The organism is Sphingobium xenophagum (assembly GCF_002288285.1).
GTDB classification, from domain to species: domain Bacteria; phylum Pseudomonadota; class Alphaproteobacteria; order Sphingomonadales; family Sphingomonadaceae; genus Sphingobium; species Sphingobium xenophagum.
This window is the reverse complement of record NZ_CP022745.1, coordinates 2,738,904-2,753,491: the sequence shown is the minus strand read 5'-3', so window position 1 is coordinate 2,753,491 and position 14,588 is coordinate 2,738,904. Positions and strand designations below refer to the sequence as shown.

Sequence of the window (14,588 nt, the reverse complement as noted above, 5' to 3'; positions counted from 1 at the left end):
TTCAGCTAAGCGGTACGGCACGCAGCAAGGCGGCCACGACATCGTCTGCGCTACGCCCCTCTGCCTCCGCCGCAAAGGACAGGAGCAGGCGGTGGCGCATGACCGGCGCGGCGAGCGCAATAATATCCTCCCGCGTGGCGGCAAGCCGCCCATGGAGCAATGCGCGCGCCTTGGCCGTCAGGATCAGCGACTGGCCAGCGCGCGGTCCCGCGCCCCATTTTACATATTTGCGGATCTCGTCGGGCGCGCCATCGCCGGGGCGACTGGCCCGCACCATGCGGGTGACCCAGCGGAGCAGATCGTCGCTGAAATGCACCTGACGCACCCAGGCCTGGAGGGCCAGCACTTCATCGCCATGCATCACGGCGGGAACGGCGTTCGCCTTCGCGCCTGTGGTCTGGGCCAGAATATCCTGTTCTTCCTGCTCGGTCGGATAATCGACGCGGATGTGCAGCAGGAAGCGGTCCAGCTGCGCTTCGGGCAGTGGATAGGTGCCCGCCTGTTCCAGCGGGTTCTGCGTCGCCAGCACGAAGAAGGGCGCAGGCAGCCGGTGCGTCACGCCGGCATAGCTGACGGTCTTTTCCTGCATCGCTTCCAGCAGCGCGGCCTGCGTTTTGGGCGGGGTGCGGTTGAGTTCGTCGGCCAGCAGCAGGTTGGTGAACACCGGCCCCTTCTGGAAACGGAAGCTGCGATGGCCGGTGCCATGATCCTCCTCCAGCAGTTCGGTGCCCAATATGTCGCTGGGCATCAGGTCGGGGGTGAACTGGACGCGGCGAAAATCCAGCTTCAGCGCTTCGCCCAGCGACCGAACCAGCAATGTCTTGCCCAGTCCCGGCACGCCCTCCAGCAGGCAATGGCCGCCCGCAAGCAGCCCGATCAGCAATTGTTCGACGACTTCAGTCTGCCCAACGATCGCCTGGCCAATTGCGGCGCGCAACTCGGTCAGGCGGGCAAGCTGGCCCTGAATATCGGCTTCGGTGATGCTGGTCATAGACGGTCCCTTACTGGGCAATTTCATGCTTACCGTTCAACCCGCGCCTGTCGAAGGGGCGTCCTTCTTGAAGGGAAGAACAAGGCTTCGACAGGCACAGCCCGAACGGGGTTTAATTGGAGGCGTAAAAATTATCGATCACACCGATAGCGCATACATCACGATATTGACGCCGAACCGGGTGTTATCCTCGGCCAGGAACCGCTTGTTGCGCCAGTCATAATCCCATTCGCAGCCATAATCCTTGTTGCTGTAGAGCACGCCCAGCCGCCCCTCTATCTCTATCCCTTTCAGATAGTCATGAACCAGATCGTCGCCCCAGCCATTCAGTTCGAAGCCGGTATTGGGCGGGCCGTCAAATTTGAAGAAGGACCGATAGAGCGGGTGCGTATTGGGCAGTTGCTTGAGCGCCTTGCTGCCGAAAATCTTGGCCATCTGCGCTTCGAACGACCGGGCGAACAGGCCGTCAATATCGTGGTTGCAATCATCGACCAGCACGAACCCGCCATTGCGGACATAGCGTTCGAAATTGCGCCGTTCTGCCGCCGAAAACTCGACCAGCTTGTGCCCGGCCAGATAACAGAAGGGCGCGGTCAGCATCCTGGGGTCGGACAGGGCGATGACATGCTCCTTCGGGTCCACCCGCAATGTCGTATAGTCGATCAGCGACGTGATCAGGTTGGACGGCATCCGCTGGTCGACATCCCAGTCGCCCGAATCATATCGCAGTCGCGTGAACCAGAAATCATAGCCCCCCGCGGCCGCGAGCGGTCGGGCCAGCATTGCACTGGCCAGACCGCCCGCCATCAACCGAAGGAACTCGCTCCGCGTCATATCGCGCGAACTGGCCTCACACCGCGTCCGACAGCGACGTGAAGGTAAAATCGCGCAGCTTCATCGGCGGCACGATGATCGGCGTGTCCGCTTCGTCGCCCTTCACGCGGACGGGTTTGCCCAGCTCTTCGACATTGTTGAGCATGATGACCGGGGATTCGTTGAAGCGGAAATTCTTGATCGGATATTTGATCTGGCCATTTTCGATATAGAAGGTGCCGTCGCGGGTCAGGCCCGTCAGCAGCACCGTCTGCGGATCGACCATGCGGATATACCAGGTGCGCGACACCAATATGCCCCGCTCGGTCGTGCGGACCAGATCGGCGGTCGATTTGGTGCCGCCGGTCATGATCAGGTTGCCGGGCTGCGCCATGGCGGGCTTGCCCTGCTTTTGCGACCAGTAGCGCGAATATTCCATGTTCACGAGCTTGCCATTCTCGACGATCGGCATTTTCGTGCGCGGCAGGCCTTCCTCATCCCAGGGATAGACGGCGGCGCCCGGATAGGCCGGGTCGGCGAAGAAGTTGACCTGCGGCCCGAACACCTGTTCGCCCAGCTTGTTGCCGCCACCCTTTTTCGACAGGAAGCTGCGGCCTTCGTCGGCGGAGCGAGCGTCGAAGAAAAAGAACATGAACTGAATGAGACCAGCGGCAGCCGCCGGTTCCAGAATGACGGTATATTTGCCCGGCTCCAGCGCCTTGGCGTCGGCTGACGCGCTGGCCTTGCGCATCGCGATGCGAATATCCTCGCTTGCGTTGAAGTTGGCGACGTCCTGCACATTATGCCCGACCCAACCGGAGCCGCGCCCATCCTCGGTGCGGACGGTGCAGGTATAATCGGCGCTTGTGCCGGTCTGATACCCGTAATTGCCCTTGCTGTTGAGGAAGGCGACGAACCCGGCCTGATCCTCAAGATAGCCTGCCGCGACCAGCTTTTCGGCGCGGCATGGCGCGATCGAATCGCTCGCCACCTTGGCGCGATAGGCGGCGGTAATCCCGGCGGTCGCGGGGCTGAATGTCGGGGTCGGCGTGTAGGTCTGCTTGTCGACGGCAGGCATGAATTCCGGGTTTTCCGGGGCTAGCTTCGCCAGTTCCTCCGCCCGGCGCACCACGCGCTCCAGCGCGGCGTCGTCAAACTGGTTGATGGTCGCGATGCCGACCCGTTTGCCAAAGGCGACCTGCACAGACAGATCGATATTGTCGGTAATGCCGGCGGTCGACACATCGTTGCGGGCAAAGCGCACATTGCCGCGGGTCGAACCGGTCAGCTGCGCGGTGCATTCGTCCGCCTTGGAAAAGCCCACGACCTTGGTCAGGATCGCCTTGGCCTGTGCTTCGGAAAGGATGCTCATATTTTTCTCTCCCTGACCGATCAACCGAGCGAACGGGCGGTGTTGATGACGTTGATGCCGTTGAAACGCGCGGTGCTGGAGCCGTGCGATACGGCCGAAACCTGCGCGGGCTGGCCCTTGCCGTCGAAGAAGGAGCCGCCCAGGCGATAGTCGCTGGCGTCGCATACGCCCGCACAGGCGTTCCAGAATTCCGGTGTGCGGATCTGGTAGGCGACATCCTCGATCTGCTGGGTGATCTTGCCGTTCTTGATCTCGTAGAAGAGCTGACCGCCAAATTGCGCATTATAGCGCTGCTGGTCGATCGAGAAGCTGCCGTCGCCGATGATGTAGACGCCATCTTCGACATTGGCGATCATGTCGGCGACGCTCTGCTTGGCCTTACCGGGTTCCAGACTGACGTTCGCCATGCGCTGGAACTGGACGTTGGACCAGCTGTCGGCATAGCAGCAGCCGTCGCTTTCGCTCTTGCCCTCGATATGCGCCTGATCGCGGATCGCCTGATAGCCGACCAGCTTGCCGTCGCGGATCAAGTCCCACTTCTTGGTCTTGACGCCTTCATCGTCATAGGCGACCGCGCCCAGACTGCCGGGCTGGGTCTTGTCCGCGACGATATTCACCTTGTCGCTGCCATATTGGAAATGGCTCTGCATCTTGTCCATCGTGGCAAAGCTGGTGCCCGCATAATTGGCTTCATATCCCAGCACCCGGTCAAGTTCGAGCGGATGGCCGACCGATTCGTGGATGGTGAGCCAGGTGTGCGAAGGATCGAGCACCAGATCATATTTGCCGGGCTTGACCGAAGGCGCCTTGATCTTCGCGCGCGCCTGCTTGGCGGCGGCGATCGCATCCTCCTTCATGTCATAGCTGTTGCCATAGACGGTGACGCCATTGGGCAGCACGGTCTTGCCGGACGCTGCGCCGTCCAAGTATTCAAAGCCCAGCCCCATCGGCGCGGACAGGCCTTCACGGACGCGGAACTTGCCCGTCGTCTTGTCGACGGCGGTGACTTCCATCGGCGCCCAGATGCGGTGCACATCCTGGTCGATATAGCTGCCATCGGTGCTGGCGAAATATTTCTGCTCATTGACCAGGAACAGGATGGAGCGGATGAAGTCCGCGCCTGCGTCCATGGCGGCGGCGTTCACGCCCATCAACAGGTCGACCTTGTCCTTGATCGGCACGGTCATGCTGTTCTTGACGATCGGCGTGCGCCAGCTGACTTCACCCGCGCCCTTGACCGGGGCAAGCTGGACCGGGGCGGACTGGGTGGGCGCATTGGCCTTTGCAATGGCGACGGCCTCGGCCGCTGCCTTGGCCACGGCTTCCCTTGTCATATCGTTAGTGGCGGCAAAGCCCCAGGCGCCGTTTGCGATCACGCGGATGCCAACGCCGGTCGATTCGGTGTTGACGGCATTTTCGACATTGCGTTCGCGGGTGATGACGAACTGGCGCAGGTAACGGCCAACGCGCACATCGCAATAGGTTGCGCCAGCGCTCTTGGCGGCATTCAACGCCGCGTCTGCCAGTGCCTTCTTCACGGTGACGTCGATGGCGCTGTTCAGTTCCTCCGCGGCAATCACCTTGCCGAACATCGAAGGCAGGATCAGGCCGCCTATGCCCATGGTGCCAAAGGCCAGGAAATCTCTTCTGTGCAAGGTTCGTCTCCACCTGCAAATGCCCGCGTCAAGCGGGTCGGATTGTGCTTGGGATGCGGCCGGTTGGCCGTACCGATGGGTGGGATCATCGCGGCAGGGCAGGGCTGGGTCAAACATCTTTTACGACTGCACAACTTTGCCTTGCCCGCTTTCGACATATGACATCTGTCGAAAGATGCTGGCCATGGCAGGGCAGGCCGCACGTTGCGTGGACGCAACAAATCGGGCCGCGCACGGCCTTTTCCCCTGGCGGGGTGGATCATATCCGGATGCTGTGAAGAAATGTGGTCGGGGAAAGAGGATTCGAACCTCCGGCCCCTGCCTCCCGAAGACAGTGCTCTACCAGGCTGAGCTATTCCCCGACCGATGCCGAAGCCGCGATGAGGCGACCCCGTAAGGCAGGCCGCAGCCTATAGAGGCGGCTTTTCAGGCTGGCAAGCGGCCAGAGCGGCTTTTTTTGCGTCTTACAAAAGCCCAGCCGCGCGGAAGCTGAACCGGCTTTCCCCGGCCTCTATCATATGGTCGGCCAGCCGCATGTCGAGCGGGCGGAGCCGCCGGGCAAGGGTGCGGGTCAGGGCGATGTCGGCCGGACGGGGCAGGGCGACAGCAACGCCGGGCCGTCGCTGGTGAAGCGCCAGCCACTGCCCGTCCAGCGCCAGCAACTGGCTGACGACGGCGCGCCAGTCGTCCGCCAGCGGCACGCGGTCGCGCGGGCGCCAGGTGGCGTCAAGGATGATCAGGTCCAGTCCGGCCATGCGGGAAATGTGACGCGGGCCGGTTTCGCCACGCCAGCCCAAGCCGCGCCATTCTGGTTGAATAGCCCCTATTCTGATCCGGAATGAAGGGGAGATTGGCTGGCGGGACTGCCTGGGCTACAGCGGGCGGTGACCCACAGCCTTCATACAGGATGCCCGCCCTTGCGCGACACGATGCCCCACTATGAGCAGCAATATATAGACCTGATGCGCCATATCTGGCGTCATGGCGACGAACGGATCGACCGCACCGGGGTTGGCACCCGGTCGATCCTGGGTGCGACGATGCGCTTTTCACTGGCTGACGACGCGGTGCCGCTGCTGACGACCAAGCGGGTTTACTGGAAGGTCGCAGCCCGCGAGATGCTGTGGTTCCTGTCGGGCGACACCAATATTCGCGAACTGGTGCGGCAGGGCGTCCATATCTGGACCGACTGGCCGCTGGATGCCTATCGCCGCGCCACCGGCGAGGCGATCGACCGGGATGCGTTCGAGGCGCGAATCATCGAGGATGAGGCGTTCGCATTGAAATGGGGCGATCTGGGGCCGGTCTATGGCGCGCAATGGGTCAACTGGCCGCGTTACGAGGCGGCAGGAGATGGGCTCTACCGGCGCGCGGAGAAAGGGCATAACCAGATTGCCGATCTGGTCGCGGCGATCCGGTCGACGCCGGGGTCTCGCCGCCTGCTGTTTACCGGATGGAACGTGGCGGAAGTCGCCAATATGGCGCTGCCGCCCTGTCATATGACCTATCAGTTCCAGGTCGCGAATGGGAAGCTCAACGGCTTGCTGTTCCAGCGCAGTTGCGACCTGGGGCTGGGCTTTGCGTTCAACATATTCGGCCTGTCGATGATCACCCGGATGCTGGCGCAGCAATGCGGTCTGGAGCCTGGCGAGGTGGTCTGGCAGGGTGGCGACGTCCATCTGTACCTTAACCACGCTGCATTGGTGGAGGAGCAGATGGAGAGAATTCCGTCGGGCGCGCCAAAGCTGCGGATCAATCGGCGACCTTCGGACATTTTCAGCTACGCGATCGAGGATTTCGAGGTGACTGACTATACGCCGCAGGCCCATATTGCTGCGCCGGTTGCTGTCTAGGCCGACAGTGAGCCGAACATAGCGACACGGAAAAATGGGTAAGGAAGGCTTGCCTTTCGCAGCGACGTAATATAATGTTATTGGCAAGCAACATTATTGCGATGCAGCATAGGAGGCAGGATGACCGATCCCCACGATTCGGCAGGATTGCAGGGCAAGGCCGGGCATAATCTGCCCCCGCTGCGCCTACACGTTCCCGAACCGCCAGCCCGGCCCGGCGAGAGCGCGGACTTCACCCATTTCGACATTCCCGCTGCCGACGCGGCACCACGGCCAGACGAGACGGCGCAGCCCGCGACGATGCGCGACATGGCCTATGGGCTGGTGCGCGTGCTGGATGAAAATGGCGCGGCGGTGGGCCAGTGGAATCCCAATCTGCCCCCTGAAACGCTGTTGCGGATGCTGCGCACCATGGCGCTGACCCGCGCGTTCGACGCGCGCATGTTCCGGGCGCAGCGGCAGGGCAAGACCAGTTTCTACATGAAGTCGACGGGTGAGGAAGCCGTGTCGATCGGCGCGGCGCTGGCGCTGGACCGCGACGACATGTGTTTTCCCAGCTATCGCCAGCAGGGCATATTGATCGCCCGCGACTGGCCGATCATCGACATGATGAACCAGATTTATTCGAACAAGGGCGACCGGCTGAAGGGCCGCCAGCTACCCATCATGTATTCGGCGCGGGATGCCGGATTCTTCTCGATCTCCGGCAATCTGACCACCCAATATCCCCAGGCGGTCGGCTGGGCGATGGCGAGCGCAGCGCGCGGGGACACCCGGATCGCGGCGACCTGGTGCGGCGAAGGATCGACGGCCGAGGGCGACTTTCACAGCGCCTGCACCTTCGCCAGCGTCTATCGCGCGCCCGTCATCATGAACATCGTCAACAACCAGTGGGCGATCAGCAGCTTTTCGGGCTTTGCCGGAGCGGAGGCGACGACCTTTGCCGCGCGCGCCGTGGGCTATGGCATTGCCGGGCTGCGCGTCGATGGCAATGACGTGCTGGCGGTCTATGCCGCGACCCGCTGGGCCGCAGACCGGGCGCGCGCCAATGCCGGGCCAACGCTGATCGAACATTTCACCTATCGGGTGGAGGGGCACAGCACATCGGATGATCCGTCCGCCTATCGCTCCGCCGAAGAAAGCAGCCTGTGGCCGCTGGGCGATCCGATCGCGCGGTTGAAGCAGCACTGCATCGCCCTTGGCATCTGGGACGAGGACCGCCACGCCGCGATGGACAAGGAATTGGCCGAACTGGTCCGCGACGCCGCCCGCGAGGCGGAAAAGAACGGCATCCTTGGCCATGGCCTCCACCATCCGATGGAAAGCATGTTCGAGGATGTGTTCGAGGAAATGCCCCGGCACCTGAAGGAACAGCAGCAGCAGATGCTGGACGAATGGAAGGCGGCGGGGCTGTGATGGCGCATCATCATTTCCTCTCCCCGGCGGGGAGAGGATACCGTAGCTCAGCAGCTTGCTGCTTAGCGAAGGTTGGAGAGGGGGCTGCGTGGTCCCGTCTTTCAACCGCCGTTCACCCTCTCCCAGCTTCGACTAGGCGGCAAAGCCGCCAAGTCTGCGCAACCCTCTCCCTCAAGGGAGAGGGAAGGATGTGCCATGACTGACACGACACAGATGAACATGATCCAGGCGATCAACAGCGCCATGGACGTGATGATGGAACGCGACCCCACCGTCGTGGTGATGGGTGAGGATGTCGGCTTTTTCGGCGGCGTGTTCCGCGCCACCGCCGGGTTGCAACAGAAATATGGCAAGAACCGCGTGTTCGATACGCCGATCACCGAATGCGGTATCATTGGCGTGGCGGTCGGCATGGGTGCCTATGGCCTGCGGCCCGTTCCGGAAATCCAGTTTGCCGACTATATCTATCCCGCGCTCGACCAGCTTGTGTCCGAAGCGGGGCGGCTGCGCTATCGTTCGGCGGGCGAGTTCATCGCGCCCATGACGGTACGATCGCCCTTTGGCGGCGGCATTTTCGGCGGGCAGACGCACAGCCAGTCACCCGAAGGCATTTTCACCCATTGTTCGGGGATAAAGACGGTCATCCCGTCCACCCCCTATGATGCCAAGGGACTGCTGATCGCGGCGATCGAGGATAATGATCCGACGATCTTCTTTGAACCCAAGCGCATCTATAACGGCCCGTTCGATGGCGAATATGACACGCCGGCGACCAGCTGGGCCGGGCATCGCGATGCGCAGGTGCCGACCGGCTATTACCGCATCCCGCTGGGCAAGGCGCGGATCGCGCGGGCGGGCGGGGCGCTGACCATCCTGTGCTATGGCACGATGATCCATGTCGTCGAACATACCGTTGCGATGCTGGGGCTGGACGCGGAGATCGTCGACCTGCGCAGCCTCGTGCCGCTCGACATCGAAACGATCGAAGCGTCGGTGAAAAAGACCGGCCGCTGCCTGATCGTGCATGAAGCGACCCGTACCAGCGGTTTTGGCGCGGAGCTGCTGGCGCAGGTGCAGGAACGCTGCTTCCACTATCTCGAAGCGCCGATCGAGCGGGTGACCGGGTTCGACACGCCCTATCCGCACAGCCTGGAATGGGCCTATTTCCCCGGCCCCGTCCGCATCCGCGAAGCCATCAACAAGATCATGAAGGATTGAGCGCCATGGCTCTGTTCACATTCAAGCTGCCGGACATCGGCGAAGGCATTGCGCAGGCCGAAATCGTCGGTTGGCACGTCAAGGTCGGCGACCGGGTCGAAGAGGACCAGCCGATAGCCGACATGATGACCGACAAGGCGACGGTCGAGATGGAAAGCCCGGTCGCGGGGACCGTCGTGCGACTGGCGGGCGAGGAGGGCGATCAGGTGTCGATCGGCAGTATGCTGGTCGAGATCGAGGTGGAAGGCGAGGATGTCGCCGCGCCGCCGCCATCGGTGGAGGCGATCGAGGCGGAAGTGCCGGGTGAGGCGGTTATCGAGGAGCCGACATCCATTCGCCCCGCGATCGAGCCGGGTGCAGGCGCTGAGCCTGTCGAACGGCCCAGCCGAACCGAAGGAGAGGCGGCGTCGCCTGCGGCTGAGCCGAAGGCTTCGACTTCGCTCAGCCCGGACGGAAGCGGGCATGAGGCTTCATCCCCCATCCTCGCCTCTCCAGCCGTCCGTGCCCGTGCGAAGGATCTGGGTATCGATCTCGCGCAGGTGAAGTCGGCGGGCGATCATATTCGCCATGCCGACCTCGATGCCTATCTGCTCTACGGACAGGGGCAGGGCTATCGCGCGGCGGGAAAATCGGCGCGCCGCCCCGACGAGCAGGTCAAGGTCATCGGCATGCGCCGCCGGATTGCGGAGAATATGGCCGCGTCCAAACGGCACATTCCCCATTTCACCTATGTCGAGGAAATCGACGTCACCGCGCTGGAAGCCTTGCGCGAACAGCTCAACGCCAGCCGGGGCGATAAGCCCAAGCTGACCATGTTGCCGCTGCTGATCGTCGCCATCTGCAAGACTTTGCCCGACTTTCCGATGCTCAACGCCCGTTATGATGATGAGGCGGGCGTGGTCACGCGTCACGGATCGGTTCATCTGGGGCTGGCGACGCAGACCGATGCGGGGCTGATGGTGCCGGTGATCCGCGACGCGCAGGACCGCAATGTCTGGCAGTTGGCGAGTGAAATCCGTCGGCTGGCCGACGCTGCCCGGTCGGGCAAGGCCAAGTCGGAGGAACTGTCCGGCTCTACCCTGACGCTGACGTCGCTTGGTCCGCTGGGCGGGATCGCCACCACGCCGGTCATCAATCGGCCCGAAGTCGCGATCATCGGTCCCAACCGCGTGATCGAGCGGCCCGTTTTTCGGGGCAAGGAGATTGTCGCAGCGAAGCTGATGAACCTGTCGATCAGCTGCGACCACCGCGTCGTCGATGGCTGGGACGCGGCAAGCTATGTCCAGGCTGTCCGCAAACTGCTCGAAAATCCCGCTCTTCTGTTCGTGGATTGATAATCAGCGCATAGTCGCGCGATAGCTTAGCCGTCCGGCATGGCCGGGCGGCACCGCTTGCGGCAGCGACCAGCGGATATGGGTGACGTCTGCCGCCACGGCGCGGCGCGTGCCGCCCAGGGGCGTGGGCAGCCATAGCTGATCCATCCGGCCCCAATGCGCGCCGCCATCGACGGACACCTGCATCGTCGGATCGGTCGGGTCGATCTGCATGCCGCGCGGCAGCGAGCGAACCACGGCCTGATCGCGCAGCGGCGCGTTGCCCGCATTGCGCCAATGGACGATGACGATCAGCTGATCGCCGGGCGCGACCTTGTCAGCGCTCGCCAATATGCGGCGGGACCGTCCGTTGACGTCGGTTGTTACCCGTTCGACAAACATCTGCGTGTCCAGTTCGACGCCCGGTTGCGCCGATGCGGCGTGCGGCACGGCAAGGCCGCTCAGCGCGATGATCCATGACAATGTGGCGGCTTTCATGCCTGTCCCCGTTCTGCGTCCCCGTACCCATCCTAGAACGGCTGAGCCAATATTTGGTTAAGCGACTGTTTTTCCGCGATCAGCCCGCGATCGGAGACGCTTTGCAAATTGACGCCCGCTGGCGGCGAGCGCACATCTGGCGGGTCTTTCGACCGGAGAATCAATCCACCGTGAAACCGCCGGAACAGCTGGAAATCAACCGCAGGCGCGACCGGCTGCTCGCGTCGATCGCGCTGACGACGGGGATCGGGCTGATATTGGCGCTGCCCTTTGCGCTGCGCGCGGGCGCGGAGTTTTTCCTGCCGCTGACCGCCGCGCTGGTGATCGCGATCGCGCTGGTGCCGCTGCTGGAATGGATGGAGCGGCGCCGGTTGCCGTCGGGGCTGGCCGCGCTGCTGGCGGTAATCGGCTTTCTGATCGTGGCCAATACCGCGCTGGTGCTGATCATCGTGCCAGCGACCGACTGGTTCCGTATCCTGCCGCAGCGCTTGCCACAGATACAGGCGAACCTGGCCCCGCTGATCGATTTTTACTCCAATCTCCAGCGCTTCGTCGATGAAACGGTGCAGATGCTGGCGACAGGGCCGGTTGCAGCGGCGCAGACGGCGACGGTCGACACGCCGCGTTCCCTGCTGCAATTTGCCGCCACATCGGCCCCGGCGGCGATCATCCAGATGGTGTTCGCGCTGCTCATCATCTATTTCTTCCTGGCGGGCTGGACCCGCCTGCGGCGGCGCACGATCAACAGCCGGGACAGTTTCGACGGCGCGCTGGCGGTGGCGCGGGTGATCCAGAATGTGGTCGACGCCACATCGGCCTATGTCATCACCATCGCCGTCATCAACCTGTGCCTGGGGCTGGCGGTCGCGCTGGCGCTGTGGCTGATCGGGATGCCATCGCCCCTGATGTGGGGCGGGATCGTCGCGCTGCTCAACTTCATCCCCTATTTCGGCCCCATGCTGGCGGCGGTGCTGCTGGCGCTGGGCGGGCTGATGGTATTTGACGATGTGTGGGTCGCCATGATGCCCGCGGCCTTGCAGGTCGGTTTCCATCTGGTCGAGGCGAACGTCATCACGCCGACGGTGCTGGGGCGGCGGCTGACGATGAACCCGCTGCTGATTCTGGTGTCGCTCACTTTCTGGGGCTGGGTGTGGGGGACGCCGGGCGCGCTGCTGGGCGTGCCGCTGCTGATCATCATCCAGACCGTCGTTTCTGCCGCGGGCACGCCGGATATCGCCGGTTTCCTGTTCGAGCAGGGGACGCTGACGGTCGCGCCGCGCAAAGAAAGTGACGAGAATGCGAAAACAGCAGAAACGGACGGTTGACAGTCCCGGCGGACGCACATAGACGGCGCTTCCACACCGAACGCGGGTGTAGCTCAGTTGGTTAGAGTGCCGGCCTGTCACGCCGGAGGTCGCGGGTTCGAGCCCCGTCACTCGCGCCACTTTCCTTGACAGGAAGGTGGGAATAAGGTGGATCAGACAGCATCGTCTGGGGAGTGAAATCCCGAACGGATGTCACCCTGCGCGGGTGTAGCTCAGTTGGTTAGAGTGCCGGCCTGTCACGCCGGAGGTCGCGGGTTCGAGCCCCGTCACTCGCGCCACTTTCCTTCATCGGAAAGTGTTTTCTTCGATACATGGTCGGCTTTAGCGCCAGCGCCCCGTCTCCATCCAGGCGAGCAGGCGGCGCAGCGGCAGCACCCATATCCACACGATCCCCAGCACGACATAGATCGGCGTCTGCGCCCATACCGGCAGCGTGCCGATGATGCCGGACAGGCTGGCCACCATGACCGCCCATAATGCGATCAGCCCGACAATCGCCAGCATCCCGACCGGCTTGCGCCAGCTGGGCTGATGATAATGGCGCGGGTCTATGTTCATGCGACAGCTCCTGCGGCGGAAAGGCCTTCGATCAGTTCCACTTCGGTCAGTACCATGTGCAGCGGCAAGTCCCACGGGTCGGCCGGAACCATATCCTGTTCCTGCACCGACCAGGCAATGCCGATGCGCAGCGCGTCGGGCAGGCGGGCAAAGGCGCGGTCATAGTAGCCGCCACCCTGACCCAGCCTGTTCATCGCCCGGTCGAACCCGACCAGCGGGGCGATGATGACGTCCGGCGTCACCGGGCCATCGCCGGGCGCGGGGTGGCTGGTGCGGAACGGGCCGGGCAGCAATATGTCGTCAGGCTGCCAGCGCAGGAAATCCATGCTGCCCAGCCGATCCAGCACGCGCGGCAACGCCACGGTCTTGCCCATGGCGATCAGTTGCTGCGCCAGCCGCTGCGCCGGGGCTTCATCGTCCAGTCCCATATAGAGCGCTACCACCTGCGCGTCCGCGATGCGGCGCGCGAGGGGGGAAGGCAGCACCTTGAACGCCAGCCGGTGCGCCAGCGGGTCAAGCGTCGATACGAACGCGCGGCGGCGATCGCGGGCGATCTGGCGCAAGCTCGTCTTGTCGATGGTGTCGCCGTTCATTCGTATCTCTGCCCGTTCGCTATGATGTTCCCGTACAGGCTGAAGCCCAGTCCTGCCCTATGCACCATGTTCCCGCCTGTGCGGGAGCACGTCTATATTTGGATCGCTTGCGTTGGAAGGGTGACGGGACCGCCTTGGCCGTTTGCTGGAAAATCCTCTGACGCCTCAACGTCAGGTGGGGACCATGTAGATCGGGCCGGAACCCGCCCAGGAACAGCCCCCTAGGATGTGATTATCGCCTCAGGGATGTTCGCTAAAGCTCGTACCAGGCAGTACCCGTCCACCCCAATCTAGGCGTCCGTGGCGCGGGCGGCAAGCCCGGTGCGCAGCTTTTCTATCCGCGCCGCCAGTGCCTCTATCGCCTGCGCTGCCGGTTCGTCCTCCGCTTCCAGCGCCAGCCTTTGCTGGCGGGCTGCGGTGTCGCGGCGCATGTCGTTCAATTCGTCGGCCAGGAACAGCGCGGCGAACAACAGGCTGCGCACCTCCGTCATGCCCGGCGCGCCCTGCTGCGCGGCTTTCGCCTTTTCCTCGATCAGGCTGGCGAGATGGGCGAGATGCGCCTCCTCCCCATCGCGGCATCTGATGTCATAATGACGCCCGGCTATGTGCAGCGTGGTTTCAGCCAATGGTCCGGCCCTTCAGATCGGCAATCAGTTCATCGAGCGACCGCAGCGCCGCGCGCGCGCCGTCCACATCCATATCCGGTTCGCCACTTGACGGTGAGGAGGGGGGCGGGGCCGCCACAAGGCGGGCCACATCCTGTTCGAGCCGACCCACTGCACGTTCCAGCGTGCCAATTGCCTGCATCATGCGCTCGCTTGCCATAGCCTGTGCATAGCGAAACTTGATGCGGTACAAAAGCGATCATTGGGCGGACAAGAAGCCGCTTTCCGGCCCGCTGCGGTTGACGCATGGGGCTTGACGCGACAAAGGAGGCGCGATCTCGACTCGCCCGTACAGCTTGCGGGGAGGCCCGTCCTGCT

The 14,588-nt window shown here is 63.2% G+C and carries 15 protein-coding genes, 3 tRNA genes and 1 other RNA gene; 7 read left to right on the top strand and 12 right to left on the bottom strand.

Features of this window, described 5'->3' with window-relative positions; genetic code table 11:
- Position 1 precedes the first annotated feature (1 nt).
- From CJD35_RS13345 to CJD35_RS13320, 6 genes are all read right to left on the bottom strand, one after another.
- Positions 2–991, bottom strand: coding sequence for an AAA family ATPase (locus CJD35_RS13345; RefSeq protein WP_086485654.1), 990 nt, complete (start codon positions 989–991; stop codon positions 2–4).
- A gap of 138 nt (positions 992–1,129) precedes the next feature.
- Positions 1,130–1,825, bottom strand: coding sequence for a DUF4159 domain-containing protein (locus CJD35_RS13340; protein WP_043145735.1), 696 nt, complete (start codon positions 1,823–1,825; stop codon positions 1,130–1,132).
- 16 nt (positions 1,826–1,841) lie between these two features.
- Entirely contained in the window at positions 1,842–3,176 is a 1,335-nt protein-coding gene (locus CJD35_RS13335) for a TldD/PmbA family protein (protein ID WP_019053550.1), read from the bottom strand.
- Positions 3,177–3,196: 20 nt separating this feature from the next.
- A complete protein-coding gene (locus CJD35_RS13330) occupies positions 3,197–4,831 on the bottom strand; it encodes a TldD/PmbA family protein (RefSeq protein ID WP_095687106.1) in 1,635 nt (544 codons plus the stop codon).
- A 285-nt stretch (positions 4,832–5,116) separates the two neighbouring features.
- Positions 5,117–5,193, bottom strand: a tRNA-Pro gene (locus CJD35_RS13325).
- Between the two features lie 102 nt (positions 5,194–5,295).
- Positions 5,296–5,586, bottom strand: coding sequence for a JAB domain-containing protein (locus CJD35_RS13320; protein WP_037514321.1), 291 nt, complete (start codon positions 5,584–5,586; stop codon positions 5,296–5,298).
- Positions 5,587–5,760: 174 nt separating this feature from the next.
- Here CJD35_RS13320 and thyA point away from each other — a divergent pair, with 174 nt between their 5' ends.
- The 4 genes from thyA (at position 5,761) to CJD35_RS13300 (ending at position 10,652) form a co-directional block, all read left to right on the top strand.
- The gene (gene thyA / locus CJD35_RS13315) at positions 5,761–6,684 is read left to right on the top strand and encodes a thymidylate synthase (protein WP_037514323.1); all 924 of its coding nucleotides are present in this window, start codon (positions 5,761–5,763) and stop codon (positions 6,682–6,684) included.
- 120 nt (positions 6,685–6,804) lie between these two features.
- Positions 6,805–8,100 (top strand): 3-methyl-2-oxobutanoate dehydrogenase (2-methylpropanoyl-transferring) subunit alpha, encoded by a 1,296-nt coding sequence (locus tag CJD35_RS13310; RefSeq protein ID WP_017182390.1) that lies wholly within the window; start codon positions 6,805–6,807, stop codon positions 8,098–8,100.
- Positions 8,101–8,313: 213 nt separating this feature from the next.
- Entirely contained in the window at positions 8,314–9,318 is a 1,005-nt protein-coding gene (locus CJD35_RS13305; RefSeq protein ID WP_017182389.1) for an alpha-ketoacid dehydrogenase subunit beta, read from the top strand.
- A gap of 5 nt (positions 9,319–9,323) precedes the next feature.
- The gene (locus tag CJD35_RS13300) at positions 9,324–10,652 is read left to right on the top strand and encodes a dihydrolipoamide acetyltransferase family protein (protein WP_017182388.1); all 1,329 of its coding nucleotides are present in this window, start codon (positions 9,324–9,326) and stop codon (positions 10,650–10,652) included.
- Positions 10,653–10,655: 3 nt separating this feature from the next.
- Here CJD35_RS13300 and CJD35_RS13295 read toward each other — a convergent pair whose 3' ends face one another.
- Complete coding sequence (locus CJD35_RS13295) at positions 10,656–11,129, bottom strand: hypothetical protein (protein WP_017182387.1); 474 nt, start codon at positions 11,127–11,129, stop codon at positions 10,656–10,658.
- A gap of 170 nt (positions 11,130–11,299) precedes the next feature.
- Here CJD35_RS13295 and CJD35_RS13290 point away from each other — a divergent pair, with 170 nt between their 5' ends.
- The 3 genes from CJD35_RS13290 to CJD35_RS13280 all read left to right on the top strand — a co-directional run bounded on the left by CJD35_RS13290 (position 11,300) and on the right by CJD35_RS13280 (position 12,732).
- Positions 11,300–12,454: an AI-2E family transporter gene (locus CJD35_RS13290; protein WP_026002257.1), complete on the top strand. Its 1,155-nt coding sequence runs from the start codon at positions 11,300–11,302 to the stop codon at positions 12,452–12,454.
- Positions 12,455–12,496: 42 nt separating this feature from the next.
- Positions 12,497–12,573, top strand: a tRNA-Asp gene (locus CJD35_RS13285).
- Between the two features lie 82 nt (positions 12,574–12,655).
- Positions 12,656–12,732: transfer RNA gene (locus CJD35_RS13280), tRNA-Asp, on the top strand.
- 43 nt (positions 12,733–12,775) lie between these two features.
- Here the strand turns inward: CJD35_RS13280 and CJD35_RS13275 are convergent.
- The 5 genes from CJD35_RS13275 to CJD35_RS13260 form a co-directional block, all read right to left on the bottom strand.
- A complete protein-coding gene (locus tag CJD35_RS13275; protein ID WP_017182385.1) occupies positions 12,776–13,012 on the bottom strand; it encodes a DUF2842 domain-containing protein in 237 nt (78 codons plus the stop codon).
- Complete coding sequence (locus CJD35_RS13270; protein WP_017182384.1) at positions 13,009–13,605, bottom strand: 5-formyltetrahydrofolate cyclo-ligase; 597 nt, start codon at positions 13,603–13,605, stop codon at positions 13,009–13,011. The genes CJD35_RS13275 and CJD35_RS13270 overlap by 4 nt, the downstream gene beginning before the upstream one ends.
- Positions 13,606–13,727: 122 nt before the next feature.
- Positions 13,728–13,884, bottom strand: a non-coding RNA gene (gene ssrS, locus CJD35_RS23660) — 6S RNA.
- An 11-nt stretch (positions 13,885–13,895) separates the two neighbouring features.
- Positions 13,896–14,231 (bottom strand): cell division protein ZapA, encoded by a 336-nt coding sequence (locus CJD35_RS13265; protein WP_017182383.1) that lies wholly within the window; start codon positions 14,229–14,231, stop codon positions 13,896–13,898.
- Positions 14,224–14,415: a hypothetical protein gene (locus CJD35_RS13260; RefSeq protein WP_026002256.1), complete on the bottom strand. Its 192-nt coding sequence runs from the start codon at positions 14,413–14,415 to the stop codon at positions 14,224–14,226. The genes CJD35_RS13265 and CJD35_RS13260 overlap by 8 nt, the downstream gene beginning before the upstream one ends.
- Between the last annotated feature and the right edge of the window lie 173 nt (positions 14,416–14,588).